The 20,733-nt window shown below is 62.5% G+C and carries 19 protein-coding genes; 15 read left to right on the plus strand and 4 right to left on the minus strand.

Annotated elements, in window-relative coordinates; translation table 11 throughout:
• Nucleotides 1-168: 168 nt before the first annotated feature.
• From FHT69_RS33105 to FHT69_RS33120, 4 genes are all read left to right on the plus strand, one after another.
• A complete protein-coding gene (locus tag FHT69_RS33105) occupies nt 169-1,752 on the plus strand; it encodes an aKG-HExxH-type peptide beta-hydroxylase (RefSeq protein ID WP_183906563.1) in 1,584 nt (527 codons plus the stop codon).
• A 224-nt stretch (nt 1,753-1,976) separates the two neighbouring features.
• Entirely contained in the window at nt 1,977-2,711 is a 735-nt protein-coding gene (locus FHT69_RS33110) for a ThiF family adenylyltransferase (RefSeq protein ID WP_245450250.1), read from the plus strand.
• On the plus strand, nt 2,708-2,905 hold the full coding sequence (locus tag FHT69_RS33115; protein WP_183906585.1) for a hypothetical protein: 198 nt from the start codon (nt 2,708-2,710) through the stop codon (nt 2,903-2,905). The genes FHT69_RS33110 and FHT69_RS33115 overlap by 4 nt, the downstream gene beginning before the upstream one ends.
• An 83-nt stretch (nt 2,906-2,988) precedes the next feature.
• The gene (locus FHT69_RS33120) at nt 2,989-3,294 is read left to right on the plus strand and encodes a DUF982 domain-containing protein (RefSeq protein WP_063473502.1); all 306 of its coding nucleotides are present in this window, start codon (nt 2,989-2,991) and stop codon (nt 3,292-3,294) included.
• Nucleotides 3,295-3,382: 88 nt separating this feature from the next.
• On the opposite strand, the gene FHT69_RS33125 is transcribed toward FHT69_RS33120, so the two are convergent.
• From FHT69_RS33125 to FHT69_RS33140, 4 genes are all read right to left on the minus strand, one after another.
• Nucleotides 3,383-4,657, minus strand: coding sequence for an NAD(P)/FAD-dependent oxidoreductase (locus FHT69_RS33125; RefSeq protein ID WP_063473492.1), 1,275 nt, complete (start codon nt 4,655-4,657; stop codon nt 3,383-3,385).
• 13 nt (nt 4,658-4,670) lie between these two features.
• The gene (locus tag FHT69_RS33130) at nt 4,671-5,339 is read right to left on the minus strand and encodes a haloacid dehalogenase type II (RefSeq protein WP_183906564.1); all 669 of its coding nucleotides are present in this window, start codon (nt 5,337-5,339) and stop codon (nt 4,671-4,673) included.
• Between the two features lie 173 nt (nt 5,340-5,512).
• Nucleotides 5,513-6,187: an aldolase gene (locus FHT69_RS33135; RefSeq protein WP_183906565.1), complete on the minus strand. Its 675-nt coding sequence runs from the start codon at nt 6,185-6,187 to the stop codon at nt 5,513-5,515.
• A 16-nt stretch (nt 6,188-6,203) separates the two neighbouring features.
• A complete protein-coding gene (locus tag FHT69_RS33140) occupies nt 6,204-7,202 on the minus strand; it encodes a LacI family DNA-binding transcriptional regulator (RefSeq protein WP_097545012.1) in 999 nt (332 codons plus the stop codon).
• Nucleotides 7,203-7,437: 235 nt separating this feature from the next.
• Between FHT69_RS33140 and FHT69_RS33145 the strand changes: the two genes are divergently transcribed.
• From FHT69_RS33145 to FHT69_RS33195, 11 genes are all read left to right on the plus strand, one after another.
• Nucleotides 7,438-8,754, plus strand: coding sequence for an MFS transporter (locus tag FHT69_RS33145; RefSeq protein WP_183906566.1), 1,317 nt, complete (start codon nt 7,438-7,440; stop codon nt 8,752-8,754).
• Between the two features lie 168 nt (nt 8,755-8,922).
• On the plus strand, nt 8,923-9,867 hold the full coding sequence (ltnD, locus tag FHT69_RS33150; protein WP_183906567.1) for an L-threonate dehydrogenase: 945 nt from the start codon (nt 8,923-8,925) through the stop codon (nt 9,865-9,867).
• Between the two features lie 14 nt (nt 9,868-9,881).
• Nucleotides 9,882-10,658 (plus strand): 2-oxo-tetronate isomerase, encoded by a 777-nt coding sequence (gene otnI / locus FHT69_RS33155; RefSeq protein WP_183906568.1) that lies wholly within the window; start codon nt 9,882-9,884, stop codon nt 10,656-10,658.
• 3 nt (nt 10,659-10,661) lie between these two features.
• Nucleotides 10,662-11,942, plus strand: a complete 1,281-nt coding sequence (otnK, locus tag FHT69_RS33160) for a 3-oxo-tetronate kinase (protein ID WP_183906569.1) — start codon at nt 10,662-10,664, stop codon at nt 11,940-11,942.
• 155 nt (nt 11,943-12,097) lie between these two features.
• Nucleotides 12,098-12,934, plus strand: a complete 837-nt coding sequence (locus FHT69_RS33165) for a GNAT family N-acetyltransferase (RefSeq protein WP_183906570.1) — start codon at nt 12,098-12,100, stop codon at nt 12,932-12,934.
• A 13-nt stretch (nt 12,935-12,947) separates the two neighbouring features.
• Nucleotides 12,948-14,324, plus strand: a complete 1,377-nt coding sequence (locus tag FHT69_RS33170) for an aspartate aminotransferase family protein (protein WP_097545005.1) — start codon at nt 12,948-12,950, stop codon at nt 14,322-14,324.
• A gap of 222 nt (nt 14,325-14,546) precedes the next feature.
• Complete coding sequence (locus FHT69_RS33175; RefSeq protein WP_047619624.1) at nt 14,547-15,260, plus strand: HAD-IA family hydrolase; 714 nt, start codon at nt 14,547-14,549, stop codon at nt 15,258-15,260.
• Nucleotides 15,261-15,323: 63 nt separating this feature from the next.
• Complete coding sequence (locus tag FHT69_RS33180) at nt 15,324-16,934, plus strand: ABC transporter substrate-binding protein (RefSeq protein ID WP_183906571.1); 1,611 nt, start codon at nt 15,324-15,326, stop codon at nt 16,932-16,934.
• Nucleotides 16,935-17,012: 78 nt separating this feature from the next.
• Nucleotides 17,013-17,963: an ABC transporter permease gene (locus FHT69_RS33185; protein WP_097545002.1), complete on the plus strand. Its 951-nt coding sequence runs from the start codon at nt 17,013-17,015 to the stop codon at nt 17,961-17,963.
• Nucleotides 17,960-18,826, plus strand: a complete 867-nt coding sequence (locus FHT69_RS33190) for an ABC transporter permease (protein WP_048338745.1) — start codon at nt 17,960-17,962, stop codon at nt 18,824-18,826. Before FHT69_RS33185 ends, FHT69_RS33190 begins: the two co-directional genes overlap by 4 nt.
• Nucleotides 18,823-20,478 (plus strand): ABC transporter ATP-binding protein, encoded by a 1,656-nt coding sequence (locus tag FHT69_RS33195; protein ID WP_183906572.1) that lies wholly within the window; start codon nt 18,823-18,825, stop codon nt 20,476-20,478. The genes FHT69_RS33190 and FHT69_RS33195 overlap by 4 nt, the downstream gene beginning before the upstream one ends.
• Nucleotides 20,479-20,733: the final 255 nt, after the last annotated feature.

A 20,733-nucleotide genomic window follows, 5' to 3' on the forward strand; every position in this document is an offset into this window, starting at 1 on the left:
CTTCTTCGCCCTCCGCCAACACGACCGGCAAAGAATCCAATCGCCAAAAAAGCAAAACCCGCCGAAAAAATCGACGGGTTTGTCAGCAGTCTGAGCCTCCTCGATCGAGGAGGCTTTTTCTTTGTTGACGTCGTTTTTACGGATTTTTAACGCCGAACTGGCGGGCGAATGACGCCCTTGGGGAATAGTGCCTCTCAACCGACGACGCACAACGTTCCGATGTCGCACGAAGTCGTCCCGAACTCCGGCATTTTTGCCCGAGATGCAACCTTGATCCGCCCGAAGACAAACTCACGGAGGCTGCCGATGTCCGCGTCCCGCATACAAGAGTTGGCAGATGAGGCGCGCCGCCTGCTCAAGCGCAATCCCCTGATGGCAAGTACCGTCTCCCTGCAGCGTGTGGCAACACGCAACCTTTTGAAGCGACGCCTCCAATATGGCCGCACGCTTGCGGCGGCTTCGAAGCTCGCAGGTTGTTCGGCTGGAGTAGAGGCATTGTCAGGTTATTTCCCCGACCTTGCAGATGGCGGATACACTCGCCTGCCGGAGCTTCCGCCAGCAGTTGCCGGACCGGTCGGCGCCGACCCTTACCGTTCATCCGTACTTGCAGCCTGGATGGGTGCGCTCGCGCGCAGTCTCGAATGGCAGGCGGCCCGCCCCGATGTGCAGGTCGTCGGCCGCTATCTGCAGCCGGATCTGATCGCATCGGATGTTGAACTCGAACGTCAGCCAGCGTGCCGGCTCGCCTGCGGCATCGGCCTCGTGCACATCGAAAGTCCAGCGCGAAGCCGTATCATGCAAGCCCTCCTCCGCCAATGCATGCCGGACTATCCCCGGCCCGGCTATGCGATCACGGACGATGCGGAATTGGATCGCATCGCCGACCATCTGGAGAAGGCCTTCGCATTAATCGCGGACTTGGACGAGTACGGCCATCAACGTCTGATCGCCGGGCTGCACACGCTTTACGTTGGCGTGCGGCGCGAACCGCACTGCTCCTTTTCGAGTTCGAACGAATTGCCGGGCAGCGCGCTCATCGTCCTTTCCAGGGAGAGATTGCGCGCCGGCGATCATGCCGCGACAGCGGCCCAACTGCTTCATGAGGCGGGGAATATCCTGCTCGGGTTTTATACGACCTCGGCGGCGGCATCCCTGCCTGGCGAGTTCCAATATGTTTCCCCATACAAGAAGGACCTACAGACGTTCGAAAGCATCCTGCATACGGCCTACACCATTCCCTGGGAATGCGCCTTGCGCATGGCATGCCTATCCACCGAGACGGATCCTGAGCGCTGCGCCGGGAAGACGGCATTCATAATTGCCTATGCCGCACGGCAAGTCCCGCTCATCGATATCGCTCGGAAAGGTATCGAACGTCTCGGCGGCGATGTCCTCCTCGACCTCCCAGACATCGCCGCCATTCCTTCCTGGAGCAGTCGGATCTTGTTCCTCGTGAGCCAGTTGCTTGCCGAAGAGCCCATTGCGCACCGCCAGGCGCATCTTGCCGAGCGCCAGCGCATTCTCGATCGGCAAGCCTGGGATATTGGACAGATGCTGCTGCGCGGCAAGGAGCCGATCGATCCTCGGATGGGCCGGCGCGAGATCGATGACAGCGGCGACAATGTCAGCCTCTGGTATGACGGCAAATTCCACGTGATTGCGAAGACCCCCGACCACGCGATGGGCGAGGATTACGGACACTACGCCGCGACGATCCGCGGGATCGCGCCCAGAGAGATGGAGGCGATCTGATGGTCAACTATCGGTCTCAACGACTACCGGCGGCCGCTAGCGCGCCCGTCGATTTCCCGAACTTCTTCACCCATAGGCTGGGGTGGGGCGGCAGAGGGGCTCTGTTCATCGGCAATAGTGCTGATCCTGTCGAGGAACGGAGCCCCAATGTTACAAGACCTGCGTTCGGCGTCTCTTTGGACGGTTCCAATATGCCGGATGAGGACGAATATGTCTCCACCGCAATGGATCACGACGACGCCTTCCTCACGCCTCTTCGCCATCGTCAACGCGACTTCTCAGGTTTTCGCGAAATCGACTTCGTGATTATCGGATGCGGCGGCTTGGGCTCGCAGATTGCCATCCAGCTTGCGGCCCACGGCGCGCGCCATTTCTTTCTCGTGGATGCGGATCGTATCGACGAGAACAACTTGAACCATGTCCCATGGGCGAGCGAAGCTGATCTCGGCCGGTTGAAGACGGACAAGCTGGCGACCTGTCTGGCCGCGTGTTTCTCGGCCAAGGTCTTCGCTTTGCCGGAATTTGCGGCAGGGGCCGCAGCGCTCCGATTGATCGCAGATTACGCCCACAATCCGTTCGTTGTTCTTGCCGGCGACGATTCTCATCCGGCCCAAGAGTTCCTGACGGCCTGCCACGCATCGAAAGCCGGCCTGCCGCCCCATCTGCATGTCGGCCGCTCCGAAGCCTATGGCATCGCAGGTCCCTCGGTCGCAGTGCATGAGGACGCCTGTCCCGTCTGCCATTGCGCCGCCCAGGTCGCAACCGACGACGGCTTTCTCGCTCCACCGGCCGCTGCCGAGAACGCATTTATCGCCGGCCTTGCCGTGTCGCGGGTTGCCCAAAAATGCCTTTCGAGACACTCGGCCGCACGGGGACGCCGATGGATATTGGACCTCAAAAGCAATCAGGCCGAGCTACGTTCTCGCTGCGAACACCCCGAATGCAAGGTATGTCCATGAACACACTATCTTTGTCGGGATATTGCTGCTCCGTTGGCGCAACCGCAGGAAAGAACGATGATCTGACGATATCCGAAGCTCTTTGCGATCCACTGATCGCCATGGTGATGCGCGCCGATGGAGTGACCTCCGAAGAATTCAAGCGACTCCTTGAGGCGGCAGCCCGTGAGCTGAAAGCCAATCTGGCTAGCTGATGGTTGACGAGAATGTGTGGTCGATCTCGGTCCGAAACCATGGCCCGGCATTGGCACTGGCCGCCCCGCGGAGTTCAGGCGCAATGAGATTCGATATGTTGAGAAGCTTCCCAACAATAATTCTTGTTTTTGCCGAAGGGAAAGATCGCCGGGTGATCCGTACCGCTCGCGAGGCTGCCCAACTGTTGCTGAAGGAATGGCCCACCGACGATGGTGAGGAATTCCTCACGGCGGTGAGAATCTGTTTGGAGGTCCTTACCGGAGAGAGCGAACCCGAGAAATTGCATGAGGCAATCGTCCGCGCCGCATATGAAGCCGGTATTGCAGCGATCACCACTGATAACCGCCTTGGGATTCTCAGGATCTATCCAGTCAGCGAAGCCAGATAATTGACCGCCGCGCAGGTGCTTATCTCAATCCTGCCCCATCGCGCCGCTTCGGTTGGAACAGCGGCTGCAATCGGACTGATCCGGCCCGTTACTGGAAGCGGTCGAGCGTCTTGTAGTAAAGCCCGACCAGCGGCAGGAACCACGGTTTGCCGAAGTGACCGGGAACGGCAGGCCAGTCGAGACCCTTGATTGGGTTACGGTCGGCCTTGCCGAGGATGGCGTCGGCCATGATCATGCCGAGATGGGTGGAGAGTTGGGCGCCGTGGCCGGAATAGCCCATGGCATACCAGACACCGTCGACATAGCCGGCGCGCGGATAGCGGTCCTTGGTCATGTCGACGAGCCCGCCCCAGCAATAGTCGATCTCGACGCCGGCAAGCTGCGGAAAGATCTCAGCCAGGCTGGCGCGCAGAATATCGCCGCTCCTTGCGTCCGATCGCTGATCCGACGTGGCGGAAAAGCGGGCGCGACCGCCGAAGATCAGCCGATTGTCCGGCGACAACCGGAAATAATTGCCGATGTTCATCGACGTCACGCAGGTGCGGTTGCCCGGCATCGTCGCGGCAATTTCGGCGTCGGTCAGCGGACGGGTGGCGATCAGGAAGCTGCCGACGGAAACGATCCGGCGGCGGAAATAACTGAAGAGCGACGGCGTATAGGCGCCTGTCGCGACCAGCACGTGGTCGGCGGTGACGGTGCCGCGTGCAGTCGTAAGGCTGTGGCGGCCGTTGCCCTGCCGATGTGCCGTCACCGCCGCCTTTTCGAAAATGGTGGCGCCGTGGCGGGCAGCGGCGGTGGCGAGCCCGGCGACATAGCGGCCCATATGCATCATCGCGCTCTTCTTCGAGAGCATGGCGCCATGGAAGGGCGAGCCGACCTCGCTTTTCAGCTCATTGGCGGTCAGAAGTGCGGTATCCTGATCGACCTCTTTGTGGACAGCCTCGAAATTGCGGGCAATGGCATCGAAATGCTGCGGCTTGGAAGCAAGCTTCAGCTTGCCGGCGCGGCGGAAATTGCAGTCGATCCCCTCCTCGGCGATAACAGCCTCGATCGTGTCAATGGAATCGTCGAGTGCCCTGTAAAGCGCGACAGCTCGCTCCGCGCCGAGTGCTGACTTGGCGGAGAGGAAACTGTGGGCGAGCCCATTGTTGAGGTGTCCACCATTGCGTCCCGATGCCCCCCAGCCGACCCGTTCGGCCTCCAGCACCACGACCTTGACGCCGGCCCTTGCAAGCTGGCGCGCCGCGGCAAGCCCGGTAAAGCCGGCGCCGATGACGGCGACATCGTAATGTCCTTCGACGGGGCCTTGTGCGCCGCCGGCAAAGGCTGGTGCCGTGTCGTGCCAGTAGGATTCGAACTGCATCCGCGTGCCTCCGTCAGAGCCCGACGACGCCAGGCAGGCCCGAGATGTCAGGAATTTCGACATAGCCGTAATAGGGATTGGCCGGCTCGTGGCCGCGATTGACCCAGACCTTGTTCTTGATGCCGAGATCGTGGGCCGACATCAGGTCGTAGCGGAAGGAGGACGAGCAGTGCAGCACGTCTTCCGGCCCGCAGCCGAGCATATCAAGCATATATTCAAAGCCCTTGAAGCGCGGCTTATAGGACTGCGCCTGCTCGGCGGTATAGACCGCATGGAAGGGCGCGCCGAGTTTTTCAACGTTCGACATGATCTGCGAATTCATCGCGTTGGAGAGGATCACCAAAGGGATTTCCTTGGCGACCTTGGCGAGCCCGGCCGGCACGTCCGGATGCGGCCCCCAGGTCGGAACCCGCTCATAGATCATCTTTGCCGCTTCATCGCGAAAGCTCACGCCATTGCGCTTGCATGTCCGCTCGAGTGAATTGTGCACCACCTCGGCATAGGGTTTCCAGTCGCCCAGGATCTCGTCGAGCCGATAGGCGGCGAAATTCTTGATGAACTCCGCCATGCGCCGCTCGTCGAGCTCTTCGCCGTAGAGATCACGGGCCGCTTCCGCCATCTGAAAGTTGGTCAGCGTGCCGTAGCAGTCGAAGGTGATGTATTTCGGACGGAACGTCGTCATCTGCGTATCCTTGAATGACCGGAACTGGGGACGTGTCACAATCATAAGCACCGCTTCCCCCGCAGCTCGCCTGAATTGGCAGCATCGGAAGCAGAATCTATCGTATCGAAAGCGGGGTTTGGCAGAAGGTTGCGCGCATTCGCCCGCAGTCAACGGCCGGCGGAGTGACGCCTTCAATCACCGTCGTGATCATGATCGTGATGCGACGGAAGGTCGAGGCCGAAGGTTTTGACGAGATCGGCCACCTGAGCCGGGCTGAGGAAACGGGGATTGAGGTTGCGCAACAGCAGATAGAGCTTTGCGGTTTCCTCCAGTTCCTCAGTGGCGAAGACCGCCGCTTCCAGGCTGTCGCCGGCGACAACAGGTCCGTGATTGGCCAGAAGCACCGACGAATACTTGCCCGCCAGCCCGCGGATGGCATCGGCCACATCAGGATCGCCCGGACGATAATAGGGCACCAGCGCGGTTTCGCCGGCGCGCATCAGATAATATGGCGTCATCGGCGGCAGGGCGGCGCGCGGATTGATCTCCGGCAGCATGGTCAGCGCCACCGCATGGGTGGAGTGAAGATGGACGATGGCGCGGGCGCTGCCGCGCGTGTCGTAGAGGGCCGTGTGCAGCGGGATTTCCTTGGTCGGCTTGTCGCCGGACAGGAGCCGGCCTTCGGCATCGAGCCTGGAGATCCGTGCCGGGTCGAGAAAGCCGAGCGAGGCATTGGTCGGCGTGACCAGCCAGCCGCCGTCCTCAAGCCGCAACGATATGTTGCCCGACGAGCCGGGCGTCAGCCCGCGCTCGAACAGCGAGCGGCCGTATCGGCAGATTTCCTCACGCAGGCGCGCGTCGGACATGACAGTTCCTCCAATATTACGCAGTTGCCCCTTCGATCAGTTCAAAGCCGAGATCGACGGCCTGCGGCGGCGCGTTGGCGACGACCATCTGGGCGGCTATCTGTCCCGTCGCCACGCGCGGCGTTCGGATGGTCGACAGTGGTTGCGGTGTTACCCGGCCGATATCGAGGCCGTTATAGCCGAAAATGGCGAGCTTCGAGGGGATCGCGATCCCTTGAGCCAGACAGTGAAAATAACCACCCAGCGCCATGTCGTCGTTGGAGAAATAAACCGCATCGAGATCGGTCGTCCGGGCAAGCAGCCGCTCCAATCCCAGCCTGCCGTTTTCCACGGACGAGGCGCCGGCGAGAATTTCACGGGCGACGAGCGGTGCGTCATGCGCATCGAGCGTCTCGCAAAAGCTGGAAAACCGCTTGCCGGCACGGGTATCGCGGTTGAGGTCGTGACCGACATAGCCGATCCGGCGGTAACCCCGCCTCAGCAGGAAGGCCGCACTCTCCCGCCCGGCCGCGCGGTTCGAGAAACCGACGGCGATATCGAGAGCATCGCCATCCAGATCGAGCAGTTCCACGATCCGGCAGCCGCTGGCGCGCAGCATCTTCACCGTGCCCTCGGTATGCTCGTATCCCGCCAGCATGACCGCCGCCGGCCGCCAGGCAAGCATCGCGGCGGCGAGCGCCTCCTCCTTGCCCGGATCATAATCGGTCACGGAGAAAACCGCCTGGTACCGGTTCTCCTCCAGAACGGCGCTGGCGCCGCGCAGCACATCGGGAAAGACGATGTTGGAGAGCGACGGAATGACGAACGCGACAAGACGCGACCCGGTGGAGGCGAGCGTTCCGGCGATCCGGTTCGGCACATAACCCAGCCGCTCGACGGCGGCCATCACCCGCTCCCGCGTCTTGCCGGAAAACGAACCATGGTTGCGCAGCACGCGCGACACCGTGCTCTCGCCGACACCGGCCGCCTCCGCGACCTCGGCAAGCGTGACCGTCGCCTGATGTTTGAATTCCATCGTTACGTTTGAACCCGGCTTTCGAGGTGGTCGTTCAGCCTGTCGGCCGATGACCCGCGTTATCCCCATTTTTCACTGCTCCCGCCAAGAAGCAAGGTTTTTTTGGCAGCGCTACCAATTTGCTGTTGGCAGCGCTGCCAAAATGGATTAATGAAAATGGCAGCGCTGCCAAAAATGGCTCGGCGTGCCGCGGGAGGATCGACAGGGACCGCGGCAACAATCGGAGGAGAAAATCATGACGCTGCAGACGCAGGCGCCAATCGCTGGCGCATATACCGCTGAAGCCGCGGAAGACCGTGCCTATGGCAAGGTCTTCTGGCGCATCGTACCCTTTTTGATGCTGTGCTACGTGGTCGCCTATCTCGACCGCGTCAATGTCGGCTTCGCCAAGCTGCAAATGTCGAGTGAACTCGGCCTTTCGGAAGCCGCCTACGGCATCGGTGCAGGCATTTTCTTCATCGGCTATTTTCTGTTTGAAGTGCCGAGCAATATCATCATGAACAAGGTCGGCGCGCGGGTGTGGATCGCCCGCATCATGGTCACCTGGGGTATCATTTCCGCCGCCTTCATGTTCACCTCGTCGGAAACCGTCTTCTATGTCCTGCGTTTCCTGCTGGGCGTGGCCGAAGCCGGATTTTTCCCCGGCATCATTCTTTATCTGACCGCGTGGTATCCGGCCCACCGCCGCGCCAGGATTATCACCACCTTCATGTCGGCGATCCCGATATCCGCCATTTTCGGCAATCCGCTTTCGGGTCTCCTGATGGACAGCTTTCACGGCACGCATGGTCTTTCCGGCTGGCAGTGGATGTTCCTGATCGAAGCCATTCCGGCCATTCTTTTCGGTGTCGCGACGTTCTTCTATCTTGATGATACGATCCAGGGCGCGAAATGGCTGAACGATGAGGAAAAGCGCGTGCTGACGGCCAATATCGAGGCGGAGAACCGGGGCAAGACGGCAAGCCCGCACAGTATCGGTGCAACGCTGACCGACCGTCGCGTCTGGCTGATGTGCCTGATCTATTTCTGCTTCGTGCTCGGGCAATATGGGCTGAATTTCTGGATGCCGACCATCGTCAAGGCCTCGGGCGTCAGCGGAAACCTGAATATTGGCCTGATTTCGGCGATCCCCTATATCTGCACATTCGTCGCGATGCTGGCACTCGGACGTTCCGCCGACAGGCTGCGTGAACGCCGCTGGCACCTCGTCGTCCCCGCTCTGATTGCCGCCGGTGGCTTTGTCGCGGCGACCATGGCGACGAGCACGACGGTGTCGATTGTCTGCCTCTCGCTGGCGGCAGCGGGCGCGATCAGCTGCGCGCCGCTCTTCTGGTCGCTTCCGACAGCTTTTCTTGCCGGCACCCGCGCTGCGGCCGGCATCGCCTGGATCAATTCGGTCGGCAACCTCGCCGGGTTTCTCGGGCCGTTTCTGGTCGGCTATCTCAAAGACTTCACCGGCACCAACAGCGCCGGCATGTATCTGCTGGCGGCCGCGCTGGTCATTGGTTCGCTGGCCGTGTTGACGGTTCCGGCGAAAACCGTCAATCGCTGAACTCGCGCACAACCCCGAAAATCGGAATCGATTTTCGGAAAGGATTATGCGCAAATTCAAAATGTTAGAGCGTCATTAGCGCGTCTTGTAGACGCACGGCGCTCTAGAGCCCCTCCGGGACGCTACCCGGAGGGCACAGACCTTCCTCAGGAGATGGAGAACCTCCTCATGTCACCGCTTGCTGAAAATCCGGGCTCCGCCGTTGTCGCAGCCGTCATCGGTCTTGGTTCCATGGGGCTCGGAATGGCCCGGTCGATGAAGCGCGCAGGTCTCGACGTCATTGGATATGACATCACGCCGGCGGCGGTGGACCGCTTCATCGCCGAGGGCGGGCGCGGCGCGGCGACCCCCGCCGATGCGGCAAAGGGCGCCGACATTGTCGTCTCCGTGGTCGTCAACGGCGCGCAGACCGAGGCCGTACTGTTCGGACCAGAAGGTGTCGCGCATGCGATGAAGGCCGGTGCGGTCTTCATCTCGTCGGCCACCATGGATCCCGCCATTGCACGCAACCTGGCGCAAAGGGTGGAGGCTCTCGGCCTGCATTATCTCGACGCGCCGATTTCGGGCGGCGCCGCCAAGGCGGCGCAAGGCGCACTGACGATCATGGCTTCCGGCTCCAGACAGGCCTTCGACACGGCGCGCCCCGGACTCGAGGCCATGGCCGGCAAGGTCTACGAGCTAGGCGATGCGGCCGGGAAAGGTGCTGCCTTCAAGATGATCAACCAGCTTCTCGCCGGCGTGCACATCGCCGCCGCCTGCGAGGCCATTACCTTCGCCGCCAAGCAGGGCCTCGACCTCGACAAAGTCTATGAGGTGATCACGGCTTCGGCCGGCAATTCATGGATGTTCGAAAACCGCGTGCCGCATGTGCTGGCCGGAGACTATACTCCGCTGAGCAGCATCGAGATTTTCGTCAAGGATCTCGGTATCGTCCAGGACATGGCCCGCTCCGAGCGCTACCCGGTACCGCTCGCGGCAGCGGCCTTGCAGATGTATCTGGCCGCCGCAGGCGCCGGCATGGGCCGTGACGACGATTCCTCGCTGGCGCGGCTCTATGCCCAACTTTCCGGTGCTGAATTGCCCGGCTCCGCCAAAGAACCGCAGAGCCTGTAGAGGGAACACTAGACATGCCGGTTTTCGCCGCCAACCTGACGATGATGTTCAACGAATGGGCATTCCTCGACCGCTTCGACGCCGCAGCCGATGCCGGCTTTACCGCCGTCGAATACCTCTTCCCCTATGAAGCCGCGCCGGAGGCAATCGCCGAGCGGCTTGCCCGCAACAATCTGCAGCAGGCCTTGTTCAACCTGCCGCCGGGCGACTGGGCAGCCGGCGAGCGTGGCATCGCCGCCCTTTCCGGACGGTCCGATGCGCTGAAAGCCGATGTCGAGCGGGCATTGGATTATGCGGCGGCGACCGGCGTCAGACGGTTGCACTTGATGGCCGGCATTGCCGGCCCTGATGACCAAGACGCCTCTTCCTCTTATCGGCGCTCCGTCACCTACACCGCCGAACGGCTTGCCGAAAAGGGCATCGATCTCCTGCTCGAGCCGATCAACGGCCGCAACATGCCGGGATATTTCCTCAACGACTTCGGCGCGGCCGAGCGGCTGATTGCCGAATCCGGCCTGCCGAACCTGAAGCTCCAGTTCGACATCTATCACCGGCAGATCATTCATGGCGACGTCGTCATGGCGTTGCGGCGGCTGCTGCCGATCACCGGCCATATCCAGATCGCCAGCGTGCCGTCCCGCAACGAGCCGGACGGGGAGGAACTGAACTATCCCTATCTGTTCGGCGAAATCGACCGCCTGGGTTATGCCGGGTTCATCGGCTGCGAATATATCCCGCGCGGCCACACGCTGGACGGTCTTGGCTGGTTCAAACCTTTTGCACGGAGCTAGATGATGGCTATTCTGCTCGGATCAATCGCCGACGACTATACGGGCGCCTCCGACCTCGCCAACACGCTGACGAAGAACGGCCTGCGCACGGTGCAGACGGTCGGCATCCCCGATCCGGCACTCGCGCTGCCGGATGTCGACGCCGTGGTCGTTTCCCTGAAGATCCGCTCCGTCCCCGCCCCGGACGCCGTGACGGCCGCGACCAGCGCTGAGCGATGGCTGCGCCAGCGGGGCGCCGGCCATGTGCTTTACAAGATCTGCTCGACCTTCGATTCCACCGATGCCGGCAATATCGGCCCGGTCACCGAGGCATTGAGCGAGGCGGCCGGCGGCGGCTCCGTGCTGGTGACGCCCGCCTTTCCGGAAACCGGACGCACCGTCTATCTCGGCCATCTCTTCGTCGGCGGCCAGCCGTTGAACGAAAGCCCGCTCAAGGACCACCCCCTCAATCCGATGCATGACGCCAATCTCGTGCGGGTCCTCACCCGGCAATCGCGTAATGCCGTAGGACTGGTCGATCTCACAGCCATCGCGGCCGGGCCTGGCGCCGTCAAAGCGAAGCTCGACGCCCTGCGTACAGCAGGCGTCACCGCCGTTATCGCCGATGCGATTTTCGAACGGGATCTTGAAACGCTCGGCGAGGTCGCGCTGGAAACACCGGTGTCGACCGGGGCGTCCGGCCTCGGCCTCGGCCTTGCCCGCGCCCTCGTCCGCTCCGGCCGGATATCGTCGGGCGGCGCAACGACGGCGGACGCCATTCGCCCCGTCGGCGGGCTTTCCGCGATCGTTGCCGGCAGTTGTTCCAAGGCGACGCTGCATCAGCTCGACGTCGCCGAGCGCTCGATGCCGGTGCTGCGGCTCGACCCGGAGCGGCTGCTTGCCGGTCCGGACGAGATCGCCGCGGCAATCTCCTGGGCCGGAGACCGGATCTCCGCCGGCCCGGTCGTGGTCGCCGCGAGTGCCGCGCCTGAAACCGTGTCCCGGCTGCAATCGCTCTATGGACGGGAGGCCTCCGGCCACGCGATCGAGACCGCGACGTCGATTATCGCAGCCGAACTGGTGGAGAGAGGTGTAAAGCGCCTTGTCGTCGCAGGCGGCGAAACCTCAGGCGCCGCCGTCGACAGGCTCGCCATTCCGGCATTTCTGATCGGCCCCGAGATTGCGCCCGGCGTGCCGGTGTTGCGCACGGTCGGCAATGCCCAGGGCGATATGCTTCTGGCGTTGAAATCAGGAAACTTCGGAGGCGAAGATTTCTTTACGGCAGCGCTGGCGATGATGCACTGACGGGATCTGGGGTCGACAAATATCGATCGGCTCTAGCATAAGATGCGGTGGTCCATGGCAGCAAAGCCATAAGATACTGCTTGAACCATGGCCTTCAGACGATCTGCCCGCCGGCGCTCCGGCAGACTGGCGGGCACGACATGAAGGACGCCCCCATGCAAGCAAGTCAGATCGAAATCGTCCCATTCGGCCCCGACCATCTGGAAGCCGCCGTCGCGCTTTCCCGACAGGCGGGCTGGCCGCACCGGACGGAAGACTGGCAGCTGGCGCTCGCCCTGAGCAAGGGGATGGTGGCGATCGAGGACGGCAAGGTCGTCGGCACCGTGCTCGTCACGCCATACAAGGGCGATTGTGCAACCATCAACATGGTCATCGTCGATGAGACGATGCGCGGCCGCGGCCTTGGCCGCAGACTGATGGACGCCGCACTGCTGACCGCCGGTGGCCGACCGCTGAGGCTGGTGGCGACGACGGCAGGCCTGCCGCTTTACCAGAAGCTTGGCTTCCGCGAGACGGGAACCGTGCTGCAGCACCAAGGCCTTGCCGGAGAAATCGCTGCCCCGGCGGAAACGGAAGCAGCCACCGCCGCCGATCTCCCTGCCATCGCGACACTCGATCGCCTGGCCTTTGGCGCCGATCGAGAAGGACTGCTCTCTTATCTTGCCGGGATCGGCGAATTCGCCGTCATTCGCAGCGGCGGCCGCATTTCCGGCTTCGCCTGCCTGCGTCCTTTCGGCCGCGGCGAAGTGATCGGACCCGTGGTGGCCGCCGACCTTAGCAAAGCCAAGACACTCATCGAACATTTCATCGCCAGGCGGCCCGGACGGTTCCTCAGGGTCGACACCACTGACGAGACCGGGCTCTCCCCATGGCTCGCCGAACAGGGGCTGGTCCATGTCGGCGGCGGCATCACAATGAGGCAGCCGTTGGCCAAAGACGCCGCCGATCCAACCGCCACCACCTTTGCCCTCGCCAGCCAGGCACTCGGCTGATCCGGAGATCTTCATGTACAGCAATTCCCTCATCGAACTCGATCGCGCCCACCTCATTCATCCGGTCGCTTCCTATCGCGGCCATGAAAAGCTTGGCGTGCGCGTGCTGGCTTCGGCCAAGGGCGCCACGGTCACCGACGCATCGGGCAAGCAGCTGATCGACGGCTTCGCCGGCCTCTGGTGCGTCAATGCCGGTTACGGCCACGAAAGCATCGTCGAGGCGGCGGCCCGGCAGATGCGCGAGCTTCCCTATGCGACGGCCTATTTCGGCCTCGGCTCCGAGCCCGCGATCCGGCTTGCCGGTGAACTCGCCGACCGCGCGCCGGGCGATCTCAACCATGTCTATTTCACGCTCGGCGGCTCCGATGCGGTGGACAGCACGGTCCGCTTCATCCGCTACTATTGGAATGCCCGAGGACAGCCTCAGCGCGATCAGTTCATCTCGGTCGAACAGGGCTATCACGGCTCCTCGACGGTCGGCGCGGGTTTGACCGCGCTGCCCGCCTTCCATGCCGGCTTCGGTCTTCCCTTCGACTGGCAGCATAAAATTCCGTCTCACTACGCCTATCGCAACCCGGCGGGCGACAGTCCGCAGGCAATCATCGACGCCTCGCTTGCCGCGCTGAGAAGCAAGGTCGAGGCGATCGGGCCGGACCGCGTCGCCGCCTTCTATGTCGAGCCGATCCAGGGCTCGGGCGGCGTGCTGGTGCCGCCGAAAGGCTGGATGAAGGCCATGCGCGAATTCTGCCGCCAGCACGACATCCTGTTCGTGGCGGACGAGGTGATCACCGGCTTTGGCCGCACCGGCCCGCTTTTTGCCTGTAGCGAGGATGGGATTGTTCCCGATTTCATGACGACCGCCAAGGGCCTCACCTCCGGCTACGTCCCCATGGGCGCCGTCTTCATGTCCGATCACGTCTATGAAACGATTGCCGAGGGCGCGGGCGCTGCCGCCGTCGGCCACGGCTACACTTATTCGGCCCATCCCGTCAGCGCCGCGGTCGGGCTCGAAGTCCTGAAGCTTTACGAAAACGGCCTTCTCGAAAACGGCGTCAGGGCCGGCGCACGGCTGATGCAGGGCCTGGAGTCGCTGAGGGATCATCCGCTCGTCGGCGACGTCCGCGGCCGCGGCATGCTGGCCGCCGTCGAACTGGTGGTCGACAAGGTGAACAAGACGCCGTTGCCGGCATCCGCCGAACCGGCCCGCCGCATCTTCGACCGCGCCTGGGAGAACGGCCTCGTCATCCGCGCCTTCGGCAATGGCGTGCTGGGCTATGCGCCGCCGCTCTGCTGCACCGAAACGGAGATAGACGCGATCGTCGAGCGCACTCGCGTCACGCTGGACGAGACGCTGGAGGACCCGGATGTGCGCCGGGTGCTGCAGGCCTGAGAATATCGCGAAACGGTCAGATTCGGTATTTTCTGCCGCCTCATGACGCCTTTTCGGAGAATCCGGCGCGGTGCAGGTGACACACTGAAATCAACGAAAGGCCCGGATCCCGGCAATACGGGCCTTCGACACAAGAGCGGGACAACGATCCCGCCGACGGGAACAGAATATTCTTCTTCGACAAGCCGCGCTCCCACCGGAGCCGAACACTGGGGAATTCACGTGAGCAAGAGCCTTCCGGAATTCAAATATATGACCTTCGACGTCGTCGGCACGCTCATCGACTTCGAAGGCGGTCTCAAGACCTGCTTCGCCGAGATTGCGGCTGAGGTGGGAGGCGCAGTCGACGGCGAGCAGGCGCTCAGCCTCTACCGCGCGGCCCGCTACTCCGAGAATGCCGACCTCTTTCCCGACGACCTCGTGCGCGTCTACCTCGCGATCGCGCCGAAGCTCGGCCTGCCCGCCGACAAGAAATACGGCGAACGGCTGCGGGACTCGGCCAAGGGCTGGAAAGGTTTCGCAGACAGCGCCGCTGCGCTGGCAAAACTTTCGAATGATTATCGCCTCGTGGCGATGACCAACGCCCGGCGCTGGGCATTCGATTTCTTCGAGAAGGAACTCGGCAATCCTTTTTATGCCGCCTTCACCGCGGATGATACGGGGACCGAGAAACCCGATCCCGAATTCTTCGAGAAGGTATTCGCCTACGTCGCCTCGGAAGGACATTCGAAGGACGACATCCTGCATGTCGCCCAGAGCCAATACCACGATATCGGGATTTCCCGGAAACTCGGGCTGACCAATTGCTGGATCGAGCGGCGCCATGCCGAGAAGGGTTATGGCGGCACGATCGAGCCGGCCGAGTTCACCAAACCCGATTACCATTTCACGTCCATGGCAGGCCTTGCCGATGCCGTGGCCGCCGCGCGCGCCTAACTTTGAAAGCAGATCGGGCCTGCCCGCAACGGGCAGCCCGCCACACAAGAAAAGGGGAATGAGATGAACGACAAGATCACCAATTGGACCAGATCCGACGACGCCATGATCGAGACCGCCATCCGTCGTGGCGCGACCCGCCGCGAGCTGCTGCATATGATGCTCGCGGGCGGCGTGGCCATGTCAGCCGGCGGGCTCGTGCTTGGCCGCGCCGGCAAGGCGCTCGCCGCCACGCCCGTTTCCGGCGGCTCACTCAAGGCGGCCGGCTGGTCGTCCTCCACGGCCGATACGCTCGACCCCGCCAAGGCGTCGCTCTCCACCGATTATGTCCGGTGCTGCTCCTTCTATAACCGCCTGACTTTCCTCGACAGATCAGGCACGCCGCAGATGGAGCTTGCCGAAGCGATCGAATCCAAGGATGCGAAGACCTGGACGGTCAAGCTGAAGAAGGGCGTCACCTTCCACGACGGCAAGCCGCTGACTGCCGACGACGTGGTCTTCTCGCTGAAGCGTCATCTCGACCCATCCGTCGGCTCGAAGGTCGCCAAGATCGCCGCCCAGATGACCGGCTTCAAGGTCGTGGACAAACAGACCGTCGAGATCACCCTTGCAGATCCGAATGCCGACCTGCCGACCATCCTGTCGATGCATCACTTCATGATCGTTTCCGACGGCACGACCGATTTCACCAAGGCCAACGGCACCGGCGCTTTTGTCAAGGAAGTGTTCGAGCCGGGCGTTCGCTCGGTCGGGATCAAGAACAAGAACTACTGGAAATCCGGCCCGAACGTCGATTCCTTCGAATATTTCGCGATCAGCGACGACAATGCCCGCGTCAACGCGCTGCTGTCGGGCGACATCCACCTTGCAGCGTCGATCAATCCGCGCTCTATGCGGCTCGTCGAGGCCCAGGGAGAGGGCTTCTTCCTGTCGAAAACCACCTCGGGCAACTATACCAACCTCAACATGCGGCTGGACATGGATCCCGGCAGCAAGCGCGACTTCGTCGAGGGCATGAAGTACCTCGTCAACCGCGAGCAGATCGTCAAGTCGGTGCTGCGCGGCCTCGGTGAAGTCGGCAACGACCAGCCGGTCTCCCCCGCCAACTTCTACCGCAATGCCGACCTGAAGCCGCGGGCCTTCGATCCCGACAAGGCGAAGTTCCATTTCGACAAGGCCGGCGTCCTTGGTCAGTCCATTCCGGTGATCGCTTCCGAGGCGGCCAACTCCTCGATCGACATGGCGATGATCATTCAGGCTTCAGGCGCCGAGATCGGACTGAAGCTCGATGTCCAGCGCGTTCCCTCCGACGGCTACTGGGACAATTACTGGCTCAAGGCGCCGATCCACTTCGGCAATATCAATCCTCGTCCGACGCCGGACATCCTGTTCTCGCTGCTCTACTCCTCTCAGGCCCCCTGGAACGAGAGCCAGTACAAGTCGGAGAAGTTCGACAAGATGCTGATCGAAGCGCGAGGCTCGCTCGACCAGGAGAAGCGCCGGGCGATCTACGACGAGATGCAGGTGATGATTGCCAACGAAGCCGGCACGATCATCCCGGCCTATCTCTCGAACGTCGATGCCACCGCCGCCAAGCTCAAGGGTCTGGAGCCCAACCCGCTCGGCGGCCAGATGGGATACGCCTTCGCGGAATACGTCTGGCTCGAAGCCTGATAAAATGAAGGAACCGGGGCTGCAGCCCAAGCCCCGGTTCTTCCGGAACTGAACTCGAAACGCAACAAGGAGGCGTCCGTGAACAACCAGGTCTTGTCCCTGGTGCTGAGCCGATTGCTCATCGCCCTGATCACCCTGGTGATCGTCTCCTTCGCCGTCTTCTTCGCGACAACGCTGTTGCCCGGAGATACGGCGACCATCCTGCTCGGTCAGGCCGCCACGCCGGAAGCCGTCGAAGGCCTGCGCAAGGCCATGCATCTCGACGAGCCGGCCCTCTTCCGCTTCCTGCGCTGGGTCGTCGGGTTGCTGCAAGGCGATCTCGGCACGTCCTACGCCAACGAAATGCCGGTTACTGCGCTCATTGCCGGCCGCTTCGTCAACACGCTGAAACTTGCCGGCGTCACCGCGCTCTTCTCCGTGCCGATCGCGCTCACGCTCGGGATTACCTCAGCCATGCTGCGCGGTACGGTTTACGACCGGATCGTCACGGTGATCACCATCGGCGTCATCTCCGTGCCGGAGTTCATGGTCGCGACCTCTGCCGCGCTGATCTTCGCCGTCTATCTGAAATGGCTGCCGGCGCTCTCCCTGGCCAATGAGGTCCATAGCCTGAGCGACATCTTGCGCGTCTATGCCATGCCGGTGATCACACTGACCTTCGTCGTCTCAGCCCAGATGATCCGCATGACCCGCGCCGCTGTGATCGAGACGCTCGCCACGCCCTATGTCGAGATGGCACTGCTCAAGGGCGCTTCGCGGCCGCGCATCGTCTTTCGCCATGCACTGCCGAATGCGCTCGGCCCGATCGTCAATGCCGTCGCACTTTCGCTGTCCTATCTGCTTGGAGGCGTCATCATCGTCGAGACCATTTTCAATTATCCCGGCATCGCCAAGCTGATGCTGGATGGCGTAGCCACCCGCGACCTGCCGCTGATCCAAAGCTGCGCGATGATCTTCTGCCTTGGCTATCTGCTCTTGATCACCATCGCCGATATCATCGCCATCCTTTCCAACCCGAGGCTCCGATGACAATGACCAGCTCCGAGACCACGTCCGACCGGCTGTCCGGAACCCGGCTTGGCTATCGCTTCAACATCGTCGGCGCGATCGGCCTGACCGTGATCCTTTCCTGGGCGCTCGTCGCGATCTTCGCGCCTTGGATCATCCCCTACCCGGTCGGCGAGATCGTCGATCTCGACTATTTCGGCCCGATGAGCCGGGAACTCTGGCTCGGCTCCGATTATCTCGGCCGCGACATGCTCTCGCGGATCCTGATGGGCGCGCGTTATACGGTCGGCATCTCGCTGGCGGCGGTCACGATCGCCTGTTTCAGCGGCGTGGTGCTCGGCATGATCGCAGCGGTCGCCGGCGGCTGGCTCGACACGATCCTCAGCCGCTTCCTCGACGCCCTCAATTCCATTCCGAGCAAGCTGTTCGGCCTGGTGGTCGTTGCTGCCGTCGGCTCTTCGGTCCCGGTTCTGATCCTGACGCTGTCGGTGATCTACATCCCCGGCGCCTACCGCTTCGCCCGGGCGCTCGCCGTCAACATCAATGCGATGGATTTCATCACCGTCGCGCGCATCCGCGGCGAAAGCACCCTCTATCTCATTCGCTCCGAAATCCTGCCCAACATTGTCGGGCCGGTGCTTGCCGATCTCGGCATCCGCTTCGTCTTCATCGTTCTGCTGCTCTCCGGGCTTTCCTTCCTCGGCCTCGGCGTCCAGCCGCCCTATGCCGATTGGGGCGCTCTCGTGCGCGAAAACATCGGCGGCCTGCCCTTCGGTGCGCCGGCGGTGATGTTTCCCTCGCTTGCCATCGCCAGCCTGACGATCAGCATCAACCTGCTGATCGACAACCTGCCGCAGAAGATCCGCGACCGGAGTGCGTCATGAGCAATTTCATCGAAATCCGTGACCTGAAAGTCGAGGCCACCACCGATTCCGGCCGGCGCGTCGAGATCATCAAGGGTGTCAGCCTCGACGTTGCCGAGGGTGAGATCGTCGCGCTGATCGGCGAGAGCGGCTCGGGCAAGACAACCATCGCGCTCACCCTGATGGGCCATACCCGCGCGGGCTGTCGCATCTCCGGCGGCAGCGTTTCGGTCGGCGGCAAGGATATGGTCAGGCTCAGCGAAAAGCAGCGCGCCAAGGTGCGCGGCACCGAAGTCGCCTATGTCCCGCAATCGGCCGCGGCCGCCTTCAACCCAGCCACGACGATCATGGATCAGGTGATCGAAGTCACGCGTATTCATCAGCTGATGTCGCCGGACGAGGCGCGTGCCCGGGCCGTCGAGCTCTTCCGGGCGCTGTCGCTGCCGGAACCCGAAACGATCGGCAGCCGTTACCCGCACCAGGTTTCCGGCGGCCAGCTGCAGCGTCTGGCCGCCGCCATGGCGCTGATCGGCGACCCGACCCTCGTCATCTTCGACGAGCCGACGACGGCGCTCGACGTGACCACCCAGATCGAAGTGCTGCGCGCGTTCAAATCGGTGATGAAAAAGGGCGGCATATCGGGCGTCTATGTCTCGCACGACCTTGCCGTCGTCGCCCAGATCGCCGACCGCATCGTGGTCTTGAAAGGCGGGGAGACCCAGGAAACCGGCACCACCGAAGAGATCCTCAACCATGCGAAGCACCCCTATACCAGAGAGCTGCTCGCAGCCTTCGAACCGAAACTGCGCGCCGCAGCAGCCCCCGTCGAGCGCGAGACGGCGCCGCTTCTGAAGATCGAAGATCTCGTCGCGGGCTACGGGCAGCGCCAGGCCGATGGCCTCCCGCTCGTTCGTGCGGTCGAGCATGTGAGCTTGAAGGTGGAGAAAGGCCGCAATCTCGGCATCATCGGAGAATCCGGTTGCGGCAAGTCGACGCTCGCCCGCACCATCGCCGGCATCCTGCCGGCCGCGGTCGGCAAGATCGTCTTCGACGGCACGGAGCTGCGCCGCAACGCCCGCGAGCGCTCACGCGATCAGTTGCGCGAGATGCAGATCGTCTTCCAATATGCCGATACCGCCCTCAACCCGGCAAAATCGGTGGAGGACATCCTTGCCCGGCCGCTGGTCTTTTACCACCGCATGGATCGACAAGCGCGACACGCCCGCATCGATCAATTGCTCGACATGGTGCGCCTGCCCCGCAATCTGCGCCATCGCCGGCCGGGAGAACTTTCGGGCGGGCAGAAGCAGCGCGTCAACTTCGCCCGGGCGCTTGCCGCCGATCCGAAGCTGATCCTCTGCGACGAGATCACCTCGGCGCTCGACACGGTGGTCGCCGCCGCGGTCATCGACCTGCTCAAGGAGTTGCAGCGCGAACTCGGCCTTTCCTACATCTTCATCAGCCACGATCTCTCGGTGGTGGAGGCGATCTGCGACGAGATCGTCGTGATGTATGGAGGCCGGAAGGTCGAGCAAATCACGTCCTCAACAGTGAACGCGCCGCAACATCCCTATTCGCAACTGCTCTTCTCATCGGTGCCGACGCTCGATCCGGCCTGGCTCGACGGGCTTCAGCAGGATCCGGAACTGGTGCGTGCCTATTGCCGGCACTGAGCGCCGATTCTGCTTCGAGAGGACGTGCCGGCCACATCCAGCGCCCACCCGGTCAGGTCGTGTTGAAACGCCTGGGATCCAAGGCACGAGATCTGCAAGTGGCAGCGAATATGGCTTTGGAAACCAAGCCCGAAATTCTGTCGCAAGTCCTTCCAACCAGTATGAAGCTTTTCATTATGGGGAGAACAACCTGCGACAGAGAGACTCGGCAGCTGCGCAGGACCGATGGATCGGATAGATGATGCAGTTGTGTGA

Source organism: Rhizobium sp. BK008 (assembly GCF_014197345.1).
Classification (GTDB): domain Bacteria; phylum Pseudomonadota; class Alphaproteobacteria; order Rhizobiales; family Rhizobiaceae; genus Rhizobium; species Rhizobium anhuiense.

Coding starts and splice junctions, on each gene's coding strand:
- FHT69_RS33105 (WP_183906563.1), top strand. CDS start 169: ATGACGCCCTTGGGGAATAGTGCCTCTCAACCGACGACGCACAACGTT.
- FHT69_RS33110 (WP_245450250.1), top strand. CDS start 1,977: ATGGATCACGACGACGCCTTCCTCACGCCTCTTCGCCATCGTCAACGC.
- FHT69_RS33115 (WP_183906585.1), top strand. CDS start 2,708: ATGAACACACTATCTTTGTCGGGATATTGCTGCTCCGTTGGCGCAACC.
- FHT69_RS33120 (WP_063473502.1), top strand. CDS start 2,989: ATGAGATTCGATATGTTGAGAAGCTTCCCAACAATAATTCTTGTTTTT.
- FHT69_RS33125 (WP_063473492.1), bottom strand. CDS start 4,657: ATGCAGTTCGAATCCTACTGGCACGACACGGCACCAGCCTTTGCCGGC.
- FHT69_RS33130 (WP_183906564.1), bottom strand. CDS start 5,339: ATGACGACGTTCCGTCCGAAATACATCACCTTCGACTGCTACGGCACG.
- FHT69_RS33135 (WP_183906565.1), bottom strand. CDS start 6,187: ATGTCCGACGCGCGCCTGCGTGAGGAAATCTGCCGATACGGCCGCTCG.
- FHT69_RS33140 (WP_097545012.1), bottom strand. CDS start 7,202: ATGGAATTCAAACATCAGGCGACGGTCACGCTTGCCGAGGTCGCGGAG.
- FHT69_RS33145 (WP_183906566.1), top strand. CDS start 7,438: ATGACGCTGCAGACGCAGGCGCCAATCGCTGGCGCATATACCGCTGAA.
- ltnD (WP_183906567.1), top strand. CDS start 8,923: ATGTCACCGCTTGCTGAAAATCCGGGCTCCGCCGTTGTCGCAGCCGTC.
- otnI (WP_183906568.1), top strand. CDS start 9,882: ATGCCGGTTTTCGCCGCCAACCTGACGATGATGTTCAACGAATGGGCA.
- otnK (WP_183906569.1), top strand. CDS start 10,662: ATGGCTATTCTGCTCGGATCAATCGCCGACGACTATACGGGCGCCTCC.
- FHT69_RS33165 (WP_183906570.1), top strand. CDS start 12,098: ATGCAAGCAAGTCAGATCGAAATCGTCCCATTCGGCCCCGACCATCTG.
- FHT69_RS33170 (WP_097545005.1), top strand. CDS start 12,948: ATGTACAGCAATTCCCTCATCGAACTCGATCGCGCCCACCTCATTCAT.
- FHT69_RS33180 (WP_183906571.1), top strand. CDS start 15,324: ATGAACGACAAGATCACCAATTGGACCAGATCCGACGACGCCATGATC.
- FHT69_RS33190 (WP_048338745.1), top strand. CDS start 17,960: ATGACAATGACCAGCTCCGAGACCACGTCCGACCGGCTGTCCGGAACC.
- FHT69_RS33195 (WP_183906572.1), top strand. CDS start 18,823: ATGAGCAATTTCATCGAAATCCGTGACCTGAAAGTCGAGGCCACCACC.